Origin of the sequence: Bacillus cereus group sp. RP43 (genome assembly GCF_040459645.1) — a bacterium.
GTDB classification, from domain to species: Bacteria; Bacillota; Bacilli; order Bacillales; family Bacillaceae_G; genus Bacillus_A; species Bacillus_A mycoides_C.
Map to the genome: position 1 here is coordinate 4,205,232 of NZ_JARVHQ010000001.1, position 19,129 is coordinate 4,224,360.

Genomic DNA, 19,129 nt, shown 5'->3' on the forward strand with positions numbered 1-19,129 from the left:
TTTCACCTTTTATTATGACTCTTTCCTTGTCGAATAGATTGAATCGCACCTGTACCGTTCGATCGCTTTCTTATCGCCCATAAAGGAAAGCGCACAAAAGTATCTTTCATATCCCCAAAACGAAACGGTGCTAACGGTGTTCCATAAGGGGTTCCTAGCGATTCAAGAGTGATAAGATGCCCAAGTAATGTCATCCATCCGATTACCAATCCTACAATTCCAAATAATGCAGCTAAGATCATCATTGGAAATCGTAAAAGTCTAACTGCGGATCCCATATCATAGTTAGGGATAATAAAAGATGATATGGCTGTAACGGCAACGACAATAATCATAATGTTACTTACAATTCCCGCCTGAACAGCTGCTTGTCCAATAATAATACCTCCTACAATTCCAACTGTCTGACCAATCGGGGTAGGCAAGCGTAAGGCCCCTTCTCTCATCGTTTCCAAAGTTATTTCCATAAGTAACGCTTCCATTACTGGCACAAAAGGTACGCGTGTCCTTGACTCTGCAATAGATAAATAAAGTTCTACAGGAATCACTTCAAAATTAAAAGAAATAAACGCAACATAACTCGCAGGCAAAAATAAAGCAACCATAAAAGCGATAAAACGAAGTATGCGAATAAACGAAGCAACTAGCCATCTTGTACCGTAATCATCCACCCCTTGAAAAAAGGAGATAAAATTTGTTGGAGCAATTAAAACACTTGGCGAATGATCCACTACGGTCACAAATCTTCCCTGTAGAATATGCGATACGGCTAAATCAGGCCTTTCTGTTAACATAAATTGTGGAAATGGTGAATACGGGCTATCTTCAATGAATTCAATAAGTTCACCAGTACTAGTAACAGCATCAACCGTTATGCTTTGAATCCGTGTTTCTAATTCCTTCAGCACATCCTCAGAAGCTACATCTTTCAAATATAAAATAGAAATCTGTGTTTTGCTTCGCATACCAATCGTTATTTCTTTTATCACTAATTCACGATGAGGAATATACCTTCGAATCATTGCAATATTTTGAGCTCCAGTTTCTACAAACCCTTGATGCCCACCTTTTAGAGATATTTCGTTATGAGCATCTTCAATACTTCTTTGCGGCCATCCTTTCGTATCCAATTGATGAGCAGTTGTTTGATCCTGAACTAATAAAACGCTATCTCCTCCCAAAATAGCATTTTCAATCTGACTCCACGTATTAATATTTTTAATTTGTCCCAATGTAATTGGAAGTTCTGTATTGGTATCAAAATCACTATTCATCAAAGGACGTAGAACATGATTTTGAATCAATTCTTTATCTGTTAATCCAGACAAATATACTAAAGCGGCTTCTAATCCAGAGTCTGTTGTTTGAAACCGCCGAATCACTAGATCAGGTGATTGACGAAACACATTCTGAAGCTCAGCTATATTTTTCGATAAACTAGCTTCTAAGAGAGATTCCTCAATATTTTTTTGGGGAACAGGAGTATCGTTTCGTATGGAACATGATTTAGGATTTTCTCTATATTTTAACCATTTCAGAAATTTTCCCATGACTTCCTCACCTTCTATGCACCTTCTATAGTATGTTTAGTATGCATATATGAAGAAAAAATATCCTAATAATTAGAGAGGTAACGCCAGACTTATTACTATAAAGTTTTGGTGCATATTTCTTAAAAATCACGTTGCTATTCTCATTAACATAAGAAAATAGTAACTTGCTTTTAACTCCAAGAATAGTCCAAATCCTTAAGTTGATGGATGTGTGGTTCTACCCCATCACCATCAAGCTAAGGTTCTTAATTACCCCCAGAATGAAAATTTTATATCTATACAAATTGTATTACTATGCAACTTGAAGACAAGTTTTATTATCATTATGACAAGTTAACTTGTCATAATGATAATAAAACTGTACAATAAAAATATAATTAATAAGGGGTGGTTACTAATGATGCAAAAAGAGGAGATATTAAGAAAATACAAAAAAATGGGGAGAGATGAACGTAAAGAACTTATAGAATTAGATTCATCTAGTTACGGTTTAATGGCTGTGCTTGTTTTAGTCCTATTTTTTAGTTCTTGGAAATTGATGCATGGTATTAAAAGTTACGAATTAATTTCAATTTTTTCTGGTTATATAGCTAGTACAAGCTTTTATAAGTTTAAAAAATTGAAAGCACAAAAATTTCTTATTGCAAGCATTTTAGCAATAATGAGTACAATTGCAAGTGCCATAGCTTTCTTTCTGGAGGGATGATAATTGAAAGATGAATTAGTACTGCAAAATCGTTTGAAAGTAGCAAGAGCTGAGAAAAAAATATCACAGGGAGAATTAGCTGAAATGGTAGGAGTATCTAGGCAAACAATTAGTTCTATTGAAACAGGACAATTTTGTCCAACTGCAAAGTTAGCATTAGTACTTTGTATAGCACTAGATAAAAAATTTGAAGAATTATTTTATTTTTGATTAATTGGTGTACTTGGAGTCAAAATAAATCCCTATCAATCTAATTTTTTATTATCCATAAAGCAAAAAATACGCCATCCTTTCCTATGAGCCTACCGAAAGAATAGCGTATTTTTTCATTTTAAGAAAATTTAATTTTGTTAGCTTAATAGCGATATATGTGCTCTTTAAATAAGTTATTAGAATCTTGATGCTTTAAATAAAAATTTATATAAAATATAGAAAAATAAAGTTATCAAGGCACCTTGCCATAAACTTAAGTTATAAGAAAGATAAGGGTGTTTTTTAAAATACATATGTAATAATACTGATATTCCAAATGGAATAGAAATTGATAATACAAATATAATTCGGCTCTTCCAATTCATTATGAATTTAAACGAGAATCCTTTCATTACATATAAAATAATATAAAGACCTCCAATAAGAATTATGACAGACAGTGTGGTTTCCAGAATATCAAATGACACACCTTCAGTTGGATAGTTTTTTTGAAAAAACGAAGTTATTACAGCAGATATCGTATCTATTCCAAATTGAATAGCAAGTAGTAAACTAATAATAAAACCAATTGTTGAAAATTTTTCAAACATTGTTTGTTGAGGTAGGGCGGCAATTAATTCGTCACAATACGCTGGAAGATCCTCCCCAAATACATCATAAGCATTTTTTCCTTCTTTTTGAGATTCAAGAAGGTGGTCCAAAATCTCCAATAATAGTTCTTCTGATTGCCTTTCAGGAACATTTGAACAGCGAATATACACTAACATATTTCCATAAGCTAGTTCATTTTCTTCTGTTAGTAGCTCTCTTTTTTCATTATTCATTTTAGCCAGTTCATCTGGTTTCATTTTGTTTTTCCCCTCCTAATAACCGATTTACAGTTGTTGATACCATATCCCAACTTTCCTTAAATACCTCTAATTGTTCTAATCCCTTCTTTGTTAAATGATAATACTTACGTTTAGGTCCTAGATTAGAGGTTTTCAAAGTTCCTTCGATTAACTTTTCTTTTTGCATACGCAATAAAAGTGGATAAATACTGCCCTCACTTACAAACGTAAAGCCATATTGATTCAATTTGGTACTTAGCTCATAACCGTATACTTCTTCTTGTGAGATGATATATAAAATACAGCCTTCTAATACACCTTTTAGCATTTGGCTATGCATCGATTCATCTCCTTTCAGTAGATTGCTATGCAAGTTAGCATGTAGTTAGAGTGTAACACCAGGTAACTTGCTTTGCAAGTCACCTGTTAGTCTTTATTAAAAGACTAACAAAATCCCTAACAATTCTTTTGGATATTGTTAGGGATTTTTTCTATTTATGTTTTGTATTACTCCACGTTGTCAGCAAATTAAAAATTGCATGGTTTTCTAAAATAAAAAAATACGCTATTCTTTCTGTAGAATCATAGGAAAGGATGGCGTTTTTTATGTCTGTTTCTGTGTCTGACGAATTACAACTATTTGCTCAAGAGATTCAAAGTTTTTTATCTCCAAATACCTTACGAGATCTTGCTAGAGATGTTGGTTTTGTACAACGAACCAGTAAGTATCAAGCAAAAGATTTAGTAGCTTTATGTGTATGGGTGAACCAAAATGTAGCTATGACTTCTTTAACTCAGTTATCTAGCTGTTTAGAAGCATCAACAGCGGTGCTCATCAGTCCTGAGGGACTGAATCAACGATTTAATAAGAATGCCGTCCAACTTTTACACCACCTACTAGCCGAACTACTAAGCAAAAAATTGGCCGCATCTATGCCGATTTCTTCTCCATACACTTCTGTTTTCAAACGTATTCGTATTTTAGATTCAACTGCATTTCAACTCCCGGATGTATTTTCAACGGTTTATCCAGGTGCAGGAGGCTGCAGCCATACAGCTGGGATAAAAATTCAACTTGAGTATGATTTGTTAAGTGGACAGTTCCTTCATATTCATACAGGTCCAGGTAAACAACATGATCGCACTTACGGCTCTCTGTGTGCCCCAACTGTGAAAGCGAATGATTTATGTATCCGAGATTTAGGTTATTTTCACTTGAAAGATCTTCAATATATACAAGATAAAAAGGCTTACTATATCTCTCGTATTAAATCAAATACACGTATTTATCAAAAAAATCCCACCCCTGATTATTTTCAAGATGGAAGAATTAAGAAAGGTACAGAGTATATACAGATAGATATGGAGGTCTTAATGAACTCTCTTCAACCAGGACAAACATGTGAAATATCCGACGCTTATGTAGGAATGACTGATAAAGTCCCAACTCGTGTAATTGTTCATCGGTTAACAAAAGAACAACAACAAAAACGATTACAAGATCAAGCTGTAAGAGAAAAAAAGAAAGGAATGAAGTATTCTCCGCGTAGCAAACGACTCAGTGGCATCAATGTATATATGACAAACACCCCTACAGATATTGTCCCGATGGGACAGGTACATGACTGGTATTCTTTGCGTTGGCAAATCGAAATTTTATTTAAAACGTGGAAGTCATTCTTTCAAATTCATCATTGTAAAAAGATAAAACCAGAACGATTAGAGTGCCATTTATATGGTCAATTGATTGCCATTCTACTCTGTTCTTCTATCATGTTTCAAATGCGCCAATTGCTCCTCATGAAGAAAAAAAGAGAGCTTAGTGAGTATAAAGCCATATATATGATTAAAGACTATTTTCTTCTTTTATTCCAAACTATACAAAAAAACGCCCAAGAGCTATCAAAGGTGTTACTTCGCTTGTTCAATCTCCTACAGCAAAACGGGCGGAAATCTCATCGATATGAGAAAAAAACGGTCTTTGATATACTAGGTGTCGTTTACAATTGTACCATGTCTGATAATCAAGCCGCTTAATTCAAAAAAGTGAAACCCGTTAGGGTTTATTTCGTATGCAAATCTTTCAATCAACTACACTTGCCCTTTAGAAAAAAGAAACAATCTCGTCTAAAATTGACTTTGCATAAGCTTAGCTTGATAGCGATGTGGTTCTACCCCTATAAGCGCAAAAAAAGACACCTTAAGGTGCCTTCCTGCGACTTGAACCATCTTAATTTTAATAATATGGGGTACCGCCACATGCCCATCAACCTATATTTGTACCACCTGAGGAACAAGGCACCATACAGGGTAATCCGAAAATCTTGAGAGGTATTGTGTATAGTATGTTTACCTCAGGTACAACAAAAGAGCCTTACCTCTGTAGGCAAGACCCCACTAGTGTAGTTGTATAGTATTTATATAACAACTAAGAAACTGAAAACATATAACACCAAGTAGCAGAACCCTAACATTCCGCCTACAGCTAGTACCTGTTTACCCCAGCTCTTGAGTTTCAGATTACTGTCAATCGCTTGCATTCTTTCCATATATCGTTTCCTCCTATTAAGGAGAACCCTTGAAGACTCTCACCTCGCTATGATACCATTAAGAGATGACTAATAGAGGTCTAAATGTATAAATATGCAATATTACATATTAAAATGCATTATTATTATATATATATAAACACTTACTATAATAAGGGTGTAAAGATTTACCACATCATGTATGTCTCCTTATTTACAGTATAAACTCCTCCTTAATTGAAGCTGGATTTGTTTTATTCCAACCATTATTCTCTACTTTTACATACTCTCCAATTTTTACAGTAGATTTAAAGTCATATTGTACATTTATTGTTTCATCTGATTGTTTGTTTTCCGTAATTGTGACCTACTTCAATTACTTATTTCATTTGCGATGGTGTAATATGGTCTAGCCATAGAATACCATCATATTGTTCAATTGGATTCATTATTTCTTCAGATTCTTTCAGACCCCAGTATCTTCCCGCAGTAGGAGAGAACATCCAAGAGGTTTCTGGACGGTTTCTTTCACCTTTTAAATTGACAAATATATGTGGGTATTGTGCAGCACTTAATATTTTTTCAATACTCTGTTCCGTGTGATCAGTTTCTACAGGAACTATTTCACTAATATCGCTATTCCAGCTGCTTCCACTACAAGCGTACACACCGACCATATACATTTGATCTTTAATACGTTTAGGCATGTAATCAATCATAGTCGGTGCTACAAAGTTATGTTTTTGTATATCAGTAAAATCGAGTATCATCTTTGAATTTTGTTTTCGAATATGATAGTTATGTCCCCATACGATGATTTTTTTGTTTTTGTATTGAATATCACTTAACCATGCTAAAGTTTGTCCCATTTTCTGATCTCGAATATAAAATGAGAACTCAGACGCTTTTGGATTCGGTGAGAATATGAAGTTTTTTTCTTTTACTTTAGCATCTTGATGAGTTTTAATCGTATCAATTCGTATACTAATGGCTTTCTCTAACAGATTTACATCATATGTATTAACTGGCGCGACCTCGAGTAATTCAGTTTTATGCTCTTGAATAAATGCTTTGATTTTTTCGTATTTGTCTATTACTGGCTGAATGTCCTTTTTATATTGTTCATACGGATACTGATTATTTTTTGGGTTAAATGTCCGCTCTATATCGACCAATTCTTTATCCACTAATTCAACATCATTAGCAATTTCAGGACTAATTTTCTCTAACCATTCTTTTGCAAATTGTGGGAAAGATGAATTCCACCAAATTTGAGTATCAAATCCAGTTAAAATCAGTGGAGTCCCTTTTTCTTTTTGCTCTTTTAGATAATGAAACAGTTCCTCAATTTCTTCTGTATGCCATACGGTTTCTAAAGATTGTTTCATGGCTTGAGTAGCAGTTAATCGGTCCAGTTTTTGGTTAACAGCATTTGCTTCTGCAAATCCAGATTCAAATGCCAGTACATCATATCCCATTTCTTCATGCAAATACTTAATGATCCGTACTTTAGATTGGTTTATTTCTTTGGCACCATGTGTACTTTCACCGAGAAGAACAATACGTTTATCCTGTACTGTTTCTTTTAAAAAGGACAAATCTTCAGTTGTCTGAGCATTAGGCTTGTTTAATTTTTTTGCATGCTCCTTTACCCATTCTTCCCATTTTGGTTGATCTTTAGGTTTTTCTTCTGCAGAAACAACGGATGTAAACGTCATAAATGCTAGGAGAGAAGCAACCATACCTACTTTCCACTTTTTAAACACATATTTCCCCTCCATTAATATATTTTTAGAAAAATAGAATAACCATCCAAATATTTACTATTTTCCCCTCGTGTTTATAATACTTAATAATATCAAAAGTAACAAGTTGAATATTCTTAATGTTTTATATTAAAAGAATTATATTTTCTCATTTTGAAATGAAAAAATAGAGCCGCAGCCCTCAATGAAAAGTATGGTGATAATTTACCAATGGATATTGGAGAAATCCACCTTTTTTCTAATTAGGAATTTCCACCTATGTTGTGCAAATATTGAATAATGTTTTTTATCAGATTAATAGGGGGAGGTATGGTTTTACCGTGGGAAGGAGTGCGTTTCAAAAGGTGTAGAAGCGATGCATATGGTCAAAAAAGAACAAATTGATTTACGGGATCAGTCTCTCCAAAGTCAAAATATTTTTATCAACCAGCTGTTTGGATTAATTGCTTAACAGGTGATTCCGTTAGGAATCTTTGATTTTTTTTATTTATCATTTTTTTGCATCAGAACCAATAGCTCTCCGCCCAACGCTACAACAATTAATAATGTTTTTTATAATCATTAGCTGTATCCAGTGAAATTCATTAATACCACATCCTCACCTTAAAACACTTTAAATACTTTAAAAAATCAATATAGTTATTCTTTATTTAAAGATAAATAAAAACCATAAACCTTACTTAAAGAATTATAAGGACTATGGTTTTATTTAGTATAGTTAATACACGTATCTCGGCTGAACCCCGTTATAATTAAATCGTTTCCTTTTCGCCATTTATTAAACTAACGGGCAGGATATGTTAATCAATTCGCGAATACTTCAAATAATCATTAGCAAAGATTCTGCATGAACCATAAAAAATGGTAACCTAAAAAAAGTGAAGGGGCAGCATAGCCTTATGAAACTAGGACATATAATGATTTTCGTCAATGACATGACAAAGGCGAGATGGTTTTATTCTGAATTGCTGGGTTTGCAAACATTGTTAGAGCAAGAAAATAAGCTTGTATTTGCCCTTGACGGCTGTCAGCTTATAGCTTTTAAGTGTGAAAAGACCAAAGAAATTGGAGATTATTCAAACGAGGCTAGAACAGTTTTGGTGTTTGAGGTTGTATCTGTTGAGCAAACTTATAAGGAAATGAAGGAAAAAGGTATTCAATTTTTGCATGATAAACCTACTCAAGGGCGATATGCTGCTTTCGTTGATCCGTTTGGTAACGTGCATGAAATCGCTGAATCGTTCGTTAACTTTGTTACAAACAACGTGGTGAAGCATATTACAACTGAAAAAGTAGAAAATCAGGAAAAATAATAAAATTTTTATAGATGTTTTGAAGCCAAAAGATGACTTATTCAATGTCATCTTTTGGCTTTTTTCTAGTGAAATTAAAAGTAAACTTCTAATAGGGGGGGCACCACATTGCTATCAAGCTAAGATTTTAAAGTACCCCCTAAACGAAACGATAATTTTATGTTTTTTACAGCACCGAAGTTCATTTTTATCGTTTTGGGGCAACCTTTTCTGTTCTTCTACGATGTTTCAAATGCGACAGTTTCTGCTTGAAAAGAAAAAGCAGGAGCTGAGTGAATACAAAGCGATTTATATGATTAAAGATTACTTTCCTTTACTGTTTCAAGCAATAGCCGTTAACAAACATACTATGTAACAGCAAACGAAGCAAAAAATAAGCCCGTTACTAAAGCACATCATTCACATTTAAAAGGATATACCTATACCTTCTTTCCTTAAAATTACCAAAATCCATTTACAAATCTATAAAAGTAGATATAATATCCTTATGGAACCTTTATTAATTTATAAAGCATTGTCAAATGAAACACGATGTCAAATTTTATCATGGTTGAAAAATCCAGAAAACCATTTCGATGAAAAACCTTATCTAGAACAAGGCCTTAACTTTCAAGTTGGAGTATGTGTAGGAGATATCCAGCTTAAAACTGGCTTAGCCCAATCGGTTATTTCTAGCTATTTATTAACTATGAAAAAAGCAGGCTTACTAGAATCTGACCGAATTGGAAAATGGACATACTATCGCCGAAATGAAAAAACAATACGAGAGTTTTCTGAATACGTTCAAAACGAATTATAAAGTAAAAGCTACTAAGCAACCTACCAATTGATTAGTAGCTTTCACACATTCTGCTTTTTACAGGTATCCAATTACTTTTTTATAAAATTGCACTACCTATAAAAGCAAGAAACATAGAAAGGAGAAAAATTTTTAATATATCATATCTAGTTATTTAGATATCTGTTATTGTATTTCGAATTACATAATCCTGATAATATTGGCATCCAATCATGCTTGTAATAATGTTTCTTTGTTAATGAATTTACTTTCAAAATACTGATACGAATGGAGAGTTTTATAAATGAAAAAAGTAAATCCTTTACTTATTCTGACACTCGCAATAGGTGTGTTCGGAATTATTACTACCGAGATGGGTATTGTTGGCGTATTACCACAAATCACTCAAAAATTCGGAATTTCAACTACACAAGCTGGATTTTTAGTAAGTATATTTGCACTAGTTGTTGCTATTTCTGGTCCGTTTTTAATTCTGCTCGTCTCTAGTATTAATCGCAAAATAATTTTATTAACAGCAATTTTTATATTTGTTATTTCAAATATAATCTACGCTTATACAACACAATTTGAAATCATGCTTATTTTTCGTATTTTACCGGCTGCACTTCATCCACTCTTCTTTTCAATCGCTCTTGTAACAGCTGCTAAACTTGTCCCTCCAGAAAAGAGCGGTCAAGCGGTTACAAAAGTTTTCATGGGAATTACTGTTGGCTTTGCTTTAGGTGTACCACTAACCTCTTACCTTGCAGACCAATTTTCACTCGAAATTGCTTTCTTATTCGGAGCGTTCGTTAACACTCTTGCATTCATTGGAATACTAACCCTACTTCCTTCTATGCCTGTTAAAGAAAAAATGTCTTTCGGCAAACAAATTCGTATACTCGGCAAACCAGGTTTATGGTTAAATATTTTAACCGTCACATTCCTTTTTGCAGCCATGTTTTCCGTATACAGCTACTTCGCCGAGTACCTTGCAAAAGTAACTTCCATGAACGGATCTCTCATCAGTATCATGCTATTCATATTTGGTATAGTTATGATTTTAGGTAATCATTTATTTGGTAGTCTCCTGCAAAAAAGCATAATAAACACCGTAATATCATTCCCTATTCTATATTCTGTTGTTTACATATTGGTTTATTATTTAGGTTCCTACCTTGTTCCAATGATTTTTATAGTATTCATTTGGGGAATCGTACATGCTGGTGGATTAATTGTTGGTCAAACATGGTTAATAAGCGAAGCAAAAGAAGCACCTGAATTTGGTAATAGTCTATTCGTTTCGTTCTCAAATCTCGGAATTACTTTAGGAACAACAATTGGAGGCTGGTTCATTTCAAACTTAGGTATTCACCAGCTTATTTGGAGCGGATTTATATTCACACTACTCTCATTTCTATTAATTATAATAAAACTAAAATTTTTCAATTCAAATAACCAGGCTTCATTATCAAGTTAGTACATTTTCAGTTTCAAATTTGATAAAAAAATACTATAAATTCTTCTCATAAGATTTTATAAACTAAAAAGTATAATGCTCAAAGCCTTTAGCCATAATTACGACTAAAGGCTTTTTTGTATATAAAAATAAATCTAAAAGGAGCTAATTTTATGGAACATAATCAAAATGGAATACTTGCTTTAATTGTTTTGTTTTTAGGATTAGTATTTTTTGTTAGTGGCATGGTTTATCATTTGTGGGGTTCTTATTAATTTCAACTTTTAAACAAATAAATAATTCAAAAACTAAAACGTGTATTGTAATTATCGATATGGAATATTTCCAAAAACAACTTAACATGGTAAAATAATATTCGGACGGGAGTCCAATATTATTAAAATTAAGATGGTTCAAGTCGGAGGAAGGCACCTTAGGGTGTCTTTTTTTCTTAAAGGACCTGTGCAATTACGGTTGGAATTTCATTCTGTTTGACACATATCCCCAGGCTATCTGGACATGATACAAGATGAGGTGACTGACATGAAGGATAAAATATTAGAATTAGTACCAGGATCGGTAAAAAAATTACTCCTGAAAAAAGTTAAAGATGGAAACCGATGCATCATTGATTTGGTTGTGGATGATGCAACTGCTTATGGATTTGAACCGGAGCAAGTAATCCCCTGTATCATGGCGGGTTATTATGTTTATGAATCCACCACCTATCCCAGTGAAATGGAGGAAGAATGGAAGCTGAACTTGGTTTTTCATGCGGCCAATCGCTCGGCAATGAAGCTGCTGTCTTATGGAAAGTATAAAGCGAAACAATCTGAAGATGGATGGATGAGATATACAAATCCATAAGCTTTACTTAACATACACTAACTAGCTTGGTGAGTATGAGGCACCGTCACATGCCCATCAACTTGAGATTTTGAAATACCCCCAAGTATTTTGGTGAAAAAATGGATTACTCTTCTCTTGCCTATTTATAATGAATAACATTTCAAGAATACCAATAAAAAGCATAATCAGTCATAACTGAAGAATCACCCAACTGATGTAACATAGCTGAAATATTCCCTCTATGATAGGTTCCATGATTCACAACATGTAAGACCATTTCAGATATACTTGTTTCTCTTAATCCTGCCCATGGATTATCCAACATTATTCTCTTTTCCATATCTTCCTGTCTGTTCAAAAAGGTTTTAAACCGAGATGTTAAAGTGTGAAATTCCATTTCTAAGTCTTCAATGGGCAGTTTCTCAATCTTTTCTTGAATTTGAAATGAAGATTGCATTGCTTCATTCATACTCTGACCCTCGAGGGTATGAAGCCATCCATATTCCACCAAATAGAGATGAGATAAAACCTTTGAAACAGAAGAAAAGACACTTTTCATTTCCTTTTGATATTTCTCAGGAGAAAGTGTCTTAAGATGATCAATAATCCGTTGATTTGCCCATACATGATAGTTATATAGATTTTCTACATGATTTACCATACAATCCCCTCCTTATCATCACGTTTTTTAATATTCTTTATCAGAATGAATTATTCCTTTAAATATTATTACTTATCTGATGAGATCTTCAACTAAATGGCCCGATTGCTGAATAAGAAAAAATCCTGCACATCAACACAGGATTTTGATCAAACTTTTTTACATATTATCAATCTTTATTTTGAACAATCAGACCTTTTGTAAATTATTAAACTTTGTTTTAAAGCCACACTTTTTACAATTTAGGTCTTAATAACTTTAAAACAGTTAAACTTTATTTCAAAGCCACAGGGATCTCTCCGTGGAGATAATGGGAAATGCCGTATTTAAGCTAATGAAGCTTATGTTTCTCTCTAAAATGAGTGCGCTTTGGTACATTATGTTATTTACACATATTGCAACTAGTGTAGTAGCATTAGTAATTGGTCCTTTTACATTATCCACAAAATTTAGAGAAAAGAATATCAGTCGCCATCGAATGATTGGAAAAATCTATATGATTGGTGTATTATTTGGCGGCGTTTCAGGACTTTATTTATCCTTTTACGCTACGGGAGGATTGGTAGGAAAACTTGGTTTCGGTTTGTTATCCGTACTTTGGCTAACATCGGCATATCAAGCATTAAACAGAGTTAAGAATAAAAAAATTCAAGACCATCGGAATTGGATGATCAGAAATTATTCCTTAACCTTTGCGGCAGTTACATTAAGAATTTGGCTACCTTTATTTGTATTGCTATTTGGACTGAAGCATTTCGAACTTAGTTATGCTGTTATTGCTTGGTTAGCGTGGGTGCCAAATTTAATCATTGCAGAATTATTTATAAAACAAAGTCTTAATAAAGGACAACAACAGAAAAATGCTGATTTACATTTTTGATGCAATTTATACGTAACTCGGCTGAATCCCTTGATGGCAACCCGAAAGGAAGGCCGATGTCTTCCCGCCCTACATAAGAAGATCACCTTAGGGTATCTTTTCTTTATTTTCAAAAGGACCTGCTCAATTATTGCGTAAAAAGCATAAAGTAATTTGAATCCGTTAAAATACATGAGTGACCCCGTGTTTTCCCCTCCTATCTAAAGGAGGAACTATTATGGGATTTGGTGGTAGTTGTAGTAGTTGTGGTGGCGGCTTTGCTTTATTAGTTGTATTATTTATTTTATTAATCATAGTTGGAGCTAGCTGCTTCTGCTAAAAAACTATCAGAAAAGACACTCTTATATGAGTGTCTTTTCTTTATGCGTTAAAAAGCCCGCCTATTTCCGTAGGTGGGCTTTATCTTTATTACACAATACCAAAGTATACTCTCTTTTTCTCATAAACTTTATGTAATTATACATATTTGTAAAAATTACACTAACTAAATATTACATGTAGTAAAATGTAAATTGTGGACACGTTCTATAAAGCAGATTCTCCGATTAGAAGGCGTAACACATCTCAACCATATAGATGTGGCGTTGCTTTAATCTAGCCAAACAAACGATCTCGATTCTCTTGTATTTGTACACTAACAATCTGGTGAAAATAAATGATTCTATTTTATAGGACGTGTTTACTTAATGTCCAATACATATTATTAAAATTAAGATGGTTCAAGTCGGAGGAAGGCACCTTAGGGTGTCTTTTCTTTATTTTCAAAAGGACCTGCTCAATTATTGCGTAAAAAACATAAAGTAATTTGAATCCGTTAAAATACATGAGTGACCCTTTGTTTTCCCCTCTTATTAAAAGGAGGAACTATTATGGGATTTGGTGGTAGTTGTGGCGGCTGTGGATTTTCTGGAGGCTTTGCTTTATTAGTTGTATTATTTATTCTATTAATCATCGTTGGGGCTTCTTGCTTCTGCTAAAAAACTATCGGAAAAGACACTCATATATGGGTGTCTTTTCTTTGTAATAAAAAGCTCTCTATCACTTTCGGTCTTTAGTGTGAAATACAAATAATCCTTCTACGGGTAACCATATTTTTAAAAGGCCGATTGGTGTGTGTTGATTAAAGTTTCACTTTATTTCTTCGCATCTTTCATGCTGTAATATCCTAAATTAATAATAATCAAGAAATACCCACTCATAATTCCAGCAGCAAATGTCCACATGAAATTATGGTGTTCAATTTCATACATAATAATCGCGCCGAGTATCGCGGCTGCACACCGATTCATCATTCCCAGCATCGGTGCTTTTTCTTTTTTTACAATGCTATCTCCAAACTTTTCAATACGCCTTCCTAAAATCCAAACGCAGTACATGCTCACCAAAAGGCCAATGCTTATCCCTACAAACTGGGCTGGGAAAGGTGTTATAAACCATCCCAATAACATCACGCCTAGCAAACTATACATTTGTATGTTAAATGATCTTAGCGCCATACGAATCATGCCGTACCCCTTTACCTTTCTCATTATATTTACGTATCATCAATTCCATCTTTCAGACTCCAATTTTTCCGATATATCTTTTTTAAAATGTGGGAATTTGATATTGCTCACCATTAAATAAGCAAGTACGCATGTACCAAACGCCACAGAAACTGGATTATTCAAGAAACATAAAATGAGGAGGCACATTGCCGCAAATGGAATGGGCATTCCGATAAAGTGAAACTTTAATCAGCGGGGCTTTTGTTCCTCCCCCACTGATTATTAGTTGAACCAATCGGGCATTTATGGGCAGTTATCTCCCTCCTAACTTCTTCGTATTTACAGAATTTTGAGGTGGGAGTTTACTGCCCGTTAATGCGGGATAAACGTTGGGAGTTTACTTTGCTGCGTGTTAAATCTCGCAAGTCGAAGCATTCCACAAACACTGTAAGCAAGCGCACATAGCATGCCGATAGACTGCAAATCTTTTAAAGCGACACTATATGCAAGAATAGACGGTGCCACACCAAAGGTCACTAAATCCGCAAACGAGTCTAACTCTCCACCTATTTCCGAAACAGCATCAAGTTTCCGGGCAACCATGCCATCAAAAAAATCAAATAACATACCTGTAATAATAAAAACTGCTCCCAAATACATATCGTGAACGAAAACAGCGTAAATAGCCAAAAGCCCACATACAAAATTTGCTATCGTAATCATATTTGGTATGTAACTCATAACACGCTTCTCCTCCTTTCTACTAATTGCTTCATCCAGGTTCTTACTCATTACAATCAAGATCCTTCTGTTTTTCTTCCAGTATCACTTTATTTATTTTCGTTAACGTATCGGTCATTTGCTCTAAAGCATTTATATCGATTTTAGAAAAGTATTTCTCAATTAATACATCATCTAACTCAGACAACCGCTCTATATACTTACTACCATTTGGACCAAGTGTAAGGAAATACTCCCTTTTATTGTTGGGGTTTACTTGTTTCGAAATCATCTTCTGTTTTTCCAATTTCGATAAAACTTGGCTCACAGCACTTTTCGATATATTAAAAGTACTCGCAATGTTATTTGCTGTCGTGTTTTCATTTAAATTGATATGAAATAGCATGCTCTCTTGCTGTCCTGTAAGACCGAACTCATCCTTTAATTCCTGAAATAGTAAAATGTAAAATTCATTATAAGCCCGGTTCATTTCATTAATTACTTCTTTATACGATCTAGTCATAGCATTCTTCCTCCACTCATGCTGTTTTTTCGTTTCAACATATAGTTTAGTTTAGTTAACTAAACTAAATTATACCTTTATGTTCGTGTAAAGGGAAATATAGCTCCATCCTTTACTTACCATTGTACAAAAAAGAAGACATCTTAATTGATGTCTTCTTTTTACATGTGACTTTACCCACAAAGTTGCCGCTAAAGAAAGCATATCTTTGCCGTGGATTAGTTATTAACCCATAAGCTTGCCGTGAATGCTGTTGGTTTGTAATAAAGTTTGATTAAAACGCTTGGGTTATTTATTGTTTGTGAATAATTTTTTAAAAAAATTTACTCCTTTTTCTACCTGTGTTTGCCCAACAATCGCGCCCTATTGTTGAATAAGGCTCAATTTCAAACAAATAAAGCCATTAATATTAAATCTTGATAGTCGCCATCCAATTTTACACCCTTTGCTTTTCTACCCTCTTCAAAAAAGCCTAAATTCTTATATAACTGGATTGCCCCTAAATTATCTTCCATTACCTCAAGAGAAATTTTTTCAATCTTACTGTTATTTTTAGCCCAATTGATTAGCGTTTCTAGAAGAGCTCTTCCAATACCATAATTTCGATATTCAGGTAGTATGGTCATCGCAAAAGCCCCTTGATGACTAATTTTTTCTTTGTTTCCGTTCTTAAAATCGATTGCACCGACTAACTTACCATCAACTTCAGCAATAAACTTTACATAATTTGGATTTTCATAATAAGCTTTTAACGTTTTTTGAATAGCATCAACACTCGTCTTTTTTACATCCTCAACCGTACTTAGCATGTATGGAGCGTTTATTAAAGCTTTTGAAGCAGCATCTAGCACTCTTTCTGCATCCTGTTCTTTAGCTTCTCTAATTGTTACTGTTTTTCCGTCTTTAGATTTATAAGTAAAAACGTTAGTTGATAATATATTACACACACCCTTTCGGAATATAATTAATCAGATTTTTTAACTATTCCAGAATTCTTAAGTAAGAGAAAGTCGTATCACCTTTTTCTGCAATCGCTCTCCTTCAACCTAATAACAATCATTTCAAATATTTTCAATTTTGACAAGAATTCATTCCATTATATGGCCCTTTAGTGGAGTAACTTTATTGCTACTCAACAGTTCCTTAATCCGCCTTTCAGTCCAGACCTTCTTTTCACTATAAAAACATCTCTTTAGATAAACAGATTCAAAAGGACAAAACATCACGTCTTTTTTATAAACACCGTGACTTTATTTAAAAGCGGCATTAAAAATATTCTTCAAATCCTAGAAGCATAAGTTTGCCGCAACCAAAAAACATAAGCTTGCCGTTTCGGCAAACTTATGTTCATATCACATTACACTTAAGACTCCAAACTCTCACCATTCGTCTCAATTACTTCTTTATACCAATTGAAACTGTTCTTCTTCGATCTTTTTAATGAACCTTTTCCTTCATTATCTTTATCAACGTATATATATCCGTAACGTTTTTTCATTTCTCCAGTAGAGGCACTTACAAGATCAATCGGTCCCCAGCTTGTATATCCGATAATATCTACCCCGTCTTGGATTGCTTCTGACATTTCCGTCATATGTTTTTGCAAGTAATCAATACGGTATTCATCATTCACTTCGTCTTCACCATTTAATTGATCAATTGCACCAAGACCATTTTCAACAACAAATAAAGGTTTTTGGTAACGATCGTAAAGTTGGTTCGCTGTAATACGGAAGCCTTTCGGATCAATTGTCCATCCCCACTCTGATTTTTCAAGATATGGGTTTTCAACAGAACCAAATACATTTCCGCTCGTTATACTTTTTAGCACTTCGGGATCCGTACTTGTTGCTCGGCTTGAATAGTAGCTAAAGCCAATATAATCAACGGTATACTCTTTTAAAATTTCCTCGTCTTCTTTTTCCATCTCAATTGTTAAATTGTTATCTTTAAAGAAGCGTTTTGCGTATCCCGGATATGCCCCTCTTGCTTGTACATCAATGAAGAAGAATGATTCACGGTCTTGCTCCATCGCACGTAGAACATCATCTGGATTACATGTATATGGATACGTCGCACCTGCAGCAAGCATACAACCAATCTTCGCATCTGGAATAATTTCATGACACGCTTTTACAGCTAAAGCACTTGCGACAAGTTGGTGATGCGCTGCTTGATATTGAATTTGTTTTTTGTTCTCACCTTCTTTAAATGCTAGCCCTGCACCCATGAAAGGTAAATGTAAAAGCATATTAATTTCATTAAATGTCATCCAATATTTCACTTTATCTTTATATCTATTAAAAATCGTTCTTGCATACGTCTCAAAGAAAGTGACAAGTTTTCTACTTCTCCAGCTTCCATACTTTTCTACTAAATGAATAGGAACATCAAAGTGAGCCATCGTAACGACTGGTTCAATGCCATACTTCAACAGTTCATCAAATAAATTATCATAAAACTGTAATCCTGCTTCATTCGGCTTTTCATCTTCACCATTTGGGAAAATACGTGTCCAAGCGATAGATACACGCAGCGCTTTAAATCCCATTTCTGCAAACAGCGCGATATCTTCTTTATAACGATGATAAAAATCAATCGCTTCGTGTGATGGATAAAACTCCCCTTCTGCCGGTGTAAAGGAATGAATATTCCCCTTCATAATATCCCAACGTTTTTCACCAGTTGGTAATAGATCCACCGTCGTTAACCCTTTCCCGTCTTCTAAATATGCGCCTTCCACTTGATTGGCTGCGATTGCTCCACCCCATAAAAATCCTTTAGGAAAAATAACTTTAGACATATAGAAAAACTCCTTTATATAAGAATTGACGAGGAAAGGCATTACTATTTTTAAAGAATA

The 19,129-nt window shown here is 34.1% G+C and carries 19 protein-coding genes and 4 pseudogenes; 11 read left to right on the forward strand and 12 right to left on the reverse strand.

Translation table 11 applies throughout. The features are described 5' to 3' along the window. Window positions 1-2 precede the first annotated feature (2 nt). The gene (locus QCI75_RS21950; protein WP_144506757.1) at window positions 3-1,550 is read right to left on the reverse strand and encodes a spore germination protein; all 1,548 of its coding nucleotides are present in this window, start codon (window positions 1,548-1,550) and stop codon (window positions 3-5) included. Between the two features lie 403 nt (window positions 1,551-1,953). Between QCI75_RS21950 and QCI75_RS21955 the strand changes: the two genes are divergently transcribed. Together QCI75_RS21955 and QCI75_RS21960 are read left to right on the forward strand one after the other, a co-directional pair. Beyond that, window positions 1,954-2,259 carry a DUF6442 family protein gene (locus QCI75_RS21955; RefSeq protein WP_016127755.1) on the forward strand — a complete coding sequence of 102 codons (306 nt, stop codon included), beginning with the start codon at window positions 1,954-1,956 and terminating at the stop codon, window positions 2,257-2,259. Between the two features lie 3 nt (window positions 2,260-2,262). Beyond that, window positions 2,263-2,469, forward strand: coding sequence for a helix-turn-helix transcriptional regulator (locus QCI75_RS21960; RefSeq protein ID WP_000651002.1), 207 nt, complete (start codon window positions 2,263-2,265; stop codon window positions 2,467-2,469). A 179-nt stretch (window positions 2,470-2,648) separates the two neighbouring features. Here the strand turns inward: QCI75_RS21960 and QCI75_RS21965 are convergent, their stop codons facing one another. Continuing rightward, window positions 2,649-3,320 carry a hypothetical protein gene (locus QCI75_RS21965; RefSeq protein WP_353761166.1) on the reverse strand — a complete coding sequence of 224 codons (672 nt, stop codon included), beginning with the start codon at window positions 3,318-3,320 and terminating at the stop codon, window positions 2,649-2,651. Further along, window positions 3,307-3,642, reverse strand: a complete 336-nt coding sequence (locus QCI75_RS21970; protein ID WP_002191906.1) for a PadR family transcriptional regulator — start codon at window positions 3,640-3,642, stop codon at window positions 3,307-3,309. Before QCI75_RS21970 ends, QCI75_RS21965 begins: the two co-directional genes overlap by 14 nt. 266 nt (window positions 3,643-3,908) lie before the next feature. Between QCI75_RS21970 and QCI75_RS21975 the strand changes: the two genes are divergently transcribed. Beyond that, window positions 3,909-5,339, forward strand: coding sequence for an IS4 family transposase (locus QCI75_RS21975; protein WP_353761167.1), 1,431 nt, complete (start codon window positions 3,909-3,911; stop codon window positions 5,337-5,339). Window positions 5,340-5,719: 380 nt separating this feature from the next. Here QCI75_RS21975 and QCI75_RS21980 read toward each other — a convergent pair whose 3' ends face one another. Together QCI75_RS21980 and QCI75_RS21985 are read right to left on the reverse strand one after the other, a co-directional pair. Beyond that, window positions 5,720-5,851 carry a hypothetical protein gene (locus QCI75_RS21980; protein WP_353761168.1) on the reverse strand — a complete coding sequence of 44 codons (132 nt, stop codon included), beginning with the start codon at window positions 5,849-5,851 and terminating at the stop codon, window positions 5,720-5,722. Between the two features lie 359 nt (window positions 5,852-6,210). Beyond that, complete coding sequence (locus tag QCI75_RS21985) at window positions 6,211-7,596, reverse strand: erythromycin esterase family protein (RefSeq protein WP_353761169.1); 1,386 nt, start codon at window positions 7,594-7,596, stop codon at window positions 6,211-6,213. A gap of 340 nt (window positions 7,597-7,936) precedes the next feature. On the opposite strand from QCI75_RS21985, the pseudogene QCI75_RS21990 reads away from it, so the two are divergent. The 5 genes and pseudogenes from QCI75_RS21990 to QCI75_RS22010 all read left to right on the forward strand — a co-directional run. Beyond that, window positions 7,937-8,047: pseudogene (locus QCI75_RS21990) on the forward strand (IS6 family transposase); the annotation flags it as partial. Window positions 8,048-8,495: 448 nt separating this feature from the next. Further along, window positions 8,496-8,840, forward strand: a pseudogene (locus QCI75_RS21995) (VOC family protein); the annotation flags it as partial. 556 nt (window positions 8,841-9,396) lie between these two features. Then, on the forward strand, window positions 9,397-9,708 hold the full coding sequence (locus tag QCI75_RS22000) for an ArsR/SmtB family transcription factor (RefSeq protein ID WP_002159054.1): 312 nt from the start codon (window positions 9,397-9,399) through the stop codon (window positions 9,706-9,708). Between the two features lie 283 nt (window positions 9,709-9,991). Beyond that, window positions 9,992-11,167, forward strand: coding sequence for an MFS transporter (locus tag QCI75_RS22005; protein ID WP_144506760.1), 1,176 nt, complete (start codon window positions 9,992-9,994; stop codon window positions 11,165-11,167). 522 nt (window positions 11,168-11,689) lie between these two features. Continuing rightward, window positions 11,690-12,013 carry a hypothetical protein gene (locus tag QCI75_RS22010; protein WP_144506761.1) on the forward strand — a complete coding sequence of 108 codons (324 nt, stop codon included), beginning with the start codon at window positions 11,690-11,692 and terminating at the stop codon, window positions 12,011-12,013. A gap of 142 nt (window positions 12,014-12,155) precedes the next feature. On the opposite strand, the gene QCI75_RS22015 is transcribed toward QCI75_RS22010, so the two are convergent. Next, window positions 12,156-12,656, reverse strand: coding sequence for a DinB family protein (locus QCI75_RS22015; RefSeq protein WP_098778629.1), 501 nt, complete (start codon window positions 12,654-12,656; stop codon window positions 12,156-12,158). A gap of 310 nt (window positions 12,657-12,966) precedes the next feature. On the opposite strand from QCI75_RS22015, the gene QCI75_RS22020 reads away from it, so the two are divergent. From QCI75_RS22020 to QCI75_RS22030, 3 genes are all read left to right on the forward strand, one after another. Beyond that, a complete protein-coding gene (locus QCI75_RS22020) occupies window positions 12,967-13,536 on the forward strand; it encodes a DUF2306 domain-containing protein (protein ID WP_483299467.1) in 570 nt (189 codons plus the stop codon). 217 nt (window positions 13,537-13,753) lie between these two features. Then, entirely contained in the window at window positions 13,754-13,855 is a 102-nt protein-coding gene (locus tag QCI75_RS22025; RefSeq protein ID WP_000505688.1) for a YjcZ family sporulation protein, read from the forward strand. A gap of 550 nt (window positions 13,856-14,405) precedes the next feature. After that, entirely contained in the window at window positions 14,406-14,513 is a 108-nt protein-coding gene (locus QCI75_RS22030) for a YjcZ family sporulation protein (RefSeq protein ID WP_000505673.1), read from the forward strand. A gap of 156 nt (window positions 14,514-14,669) precedes the next feature. Here QCI75_RS22030 and QCI75_RS22035 read toward each other — a convergent pair whose 3' ends face one another. From QCI75_RS22035 to QCI75_RS22060, 6 genes and pseudogenes are all read right to left on the reverse strand, one after another. Beyond that, window positions 14,670-15,041 carry an ATP synthase subunit I gene (locus tag QCI75_RS22035; protein WP_353761565.1) on the reverse strand — a complete coding sequence of 124 codons (372 nt, stop codon included), beginning with the start codon at window positions 15,039-15,041 and terminating at the stop codon, window positions 14,670-14,672. 39 nt (window positions 15,042-15,080) lie between these two features. Further along, window positions 15,081-15,260, reverse strand: a pseudogene (locus tag QCI75_RS22040) (CDP-diacylglycerol--serine O-phosphatidyltransferase); the annotation flags it as partial. 150 nt (window positions 15,261-15,410) lie between these two features. Next, window positions 15,411-15,815: pseudogene (gene pssA / locus QCI75_RS22045) on the reverse strand (CDP-diacylglycerol--serine O-phosphatidyltransferase); the annotation flags it as partial. After that, complete coding sequence (locus tag QCI75_RS22050) at window positions 15,808-16,266, reverse strand: MarR family winged helix-turn-helix transcriptional regulator (RefSeq protein WP_144506763.1); 459 nt, start codon at window positions 16,264-16,266, stop codon at window positions 15,808-15,810. The pseudogene pssA and the gene QCI75_RS22050, both read right to left, overlap by 8 nt. 386 nt (window positions 16,267-16,652) lie before the next feature. After that, on the reverse strand, window positions 16,653-17,213 hold the full coding sequence (locus QCI75_RS22055; RefSeq protein WP_353761172.1) for a GNAT family N-acetyltransferase: 561 nt from the start codon (window positions 17,211-17,213) through the stop codon (window positions 16,653-16,655). A gap of 416 nt (window positions 17,214-17,629) precedes the next feature. Beyond that, complete coding sequence (locus QCI75_RS22060; RefSeq protein WP_353761173.1) at window positions 17,630-19,069, reverse strand: 6-phospho-beta-glucosidase; 1,440 nt, start codon at window positions 19,067-19,069, stop codon at window positions 17,630-17,632. Between the last annotated feature and the right edge of the window lie 60 nt (window positions 19,070-19,129).

Excerpts from the sequence above, each read along its gene's own strand:
- QCI75_RS21955 (WP_016127755.1), top strand. The coding sequence starts at position 1,954 with ATGCAAAAAGAGGAGATATTAAGAAAATACAAAAAAATGGGGAGAGAT.
- QCI75_RS21980 (WP_353761168.1), bottom strand. The coding sequence starts at position 5,851 with ATGGAAAGAATGCAAGCGATTGACAGTAATCTGAAACTCAAGAGCTGG.
- QCI75_RS22025 (WP_000505688.1), top strand. The coding sequence starts at position 13,754 with ATGGGATTTGGTGGTAGTTGTAGTAGTTGTGGTGGCGGCTTTGCTTTA.
- QCI75_RS22035 (WP_353761565.1), bottom strand. The coding sequence starts at position 15,041 with ATGATTCGTATGGCGCTAAGATCATTTAACATACAAATGTATAGTTTG.
- QCI75_RS21965 (WP_353761166.1), bottom strand. The coding sequence starts at position 3,320 with ATGAAACCAGATGAACTGGCTAAAATGAATAATGAAAAAAGAGAGCTA.
- QCI75_RS22005 (WP_144506760.1), top strand. The coding sequence starts at position 9,992 with ATGAAAAAAGTAAATCCTTTACTTATTCTGACACTCGCAATAGGTGTG.
- QCI75_RS21975 (WP_353761167.1), top strand. The coding sequence starts at position 3,909 with ATGTCTGTTTCTGTGTCTGACGAATTACAACTATTTGCTCAAGAGATT.
- QCI75_RS22010 (WP_144506761.1), top strand. The coding sequence starts at position 11,690 with ATGAAGGATAAAATATTAGAATTAGTACCAGGATCGGTAAAAAAATTA.
- QCI75_RS22030 (WP_000505673.1), top strand. The coding sequence starts at position 14,406 with ATGGGATTTGGTGGTAGTTGTGGCGGCTGTGGATTTTCTGGAGGCTTT.
- QCI75_RS22050 (WP_144506763.1), bottom strand. The coding sequence starts at position 16,266 with ATGACTAGATCGTATAAAGAAGTAATTAATGAAATGAACCGGGCTTAT.
- QCI75_RS21970 (WP_002191906.1), bottom strand. The coding sequence starts at position 3,642 with ATGCATAGCCAAATGCTAAAAGGTGTATTAGAAGGCTGTATTTTATAT.
- QCI75_RS22060 (WP_353761173.1), bottom strand. The coding sequence starts at position 19,069 with ATGTCTAAAGTTATTTTTCCTAAAGGATTTTTATGGGGTGGAGCAATC.
- QCI75_RS22015 (WP_098778629.1), bottom strand. The coding sequence starts at position 12,656 with ATGGTAAATCATGTAGAAAATCTATATAACTATCATGTATGGGCAAAT.
- QCI75_RS22000 (WP_002159054.1), top strand. The coding sequence starts at position 9,397 with ATGGAACCTTTATTAATTTATAAAGCATTGTCAAATGAAACACGATGT.
- QCI75_RS21950 (WP_144506757.1), bottom strand. The coding sequence starts at position 1,550 with ATGGGAAAATTTCTGAAATGGTTAAAATATAGAGAAAATCCTAAATCA.
- QCI75_RS22020 (WP_483299467.1), top strand. The coding sequence starts at position 12,967 with ATGGGAAATGCCGTATTTAAGCTAATGAAGCTTATGTTTCTCTCTAAA.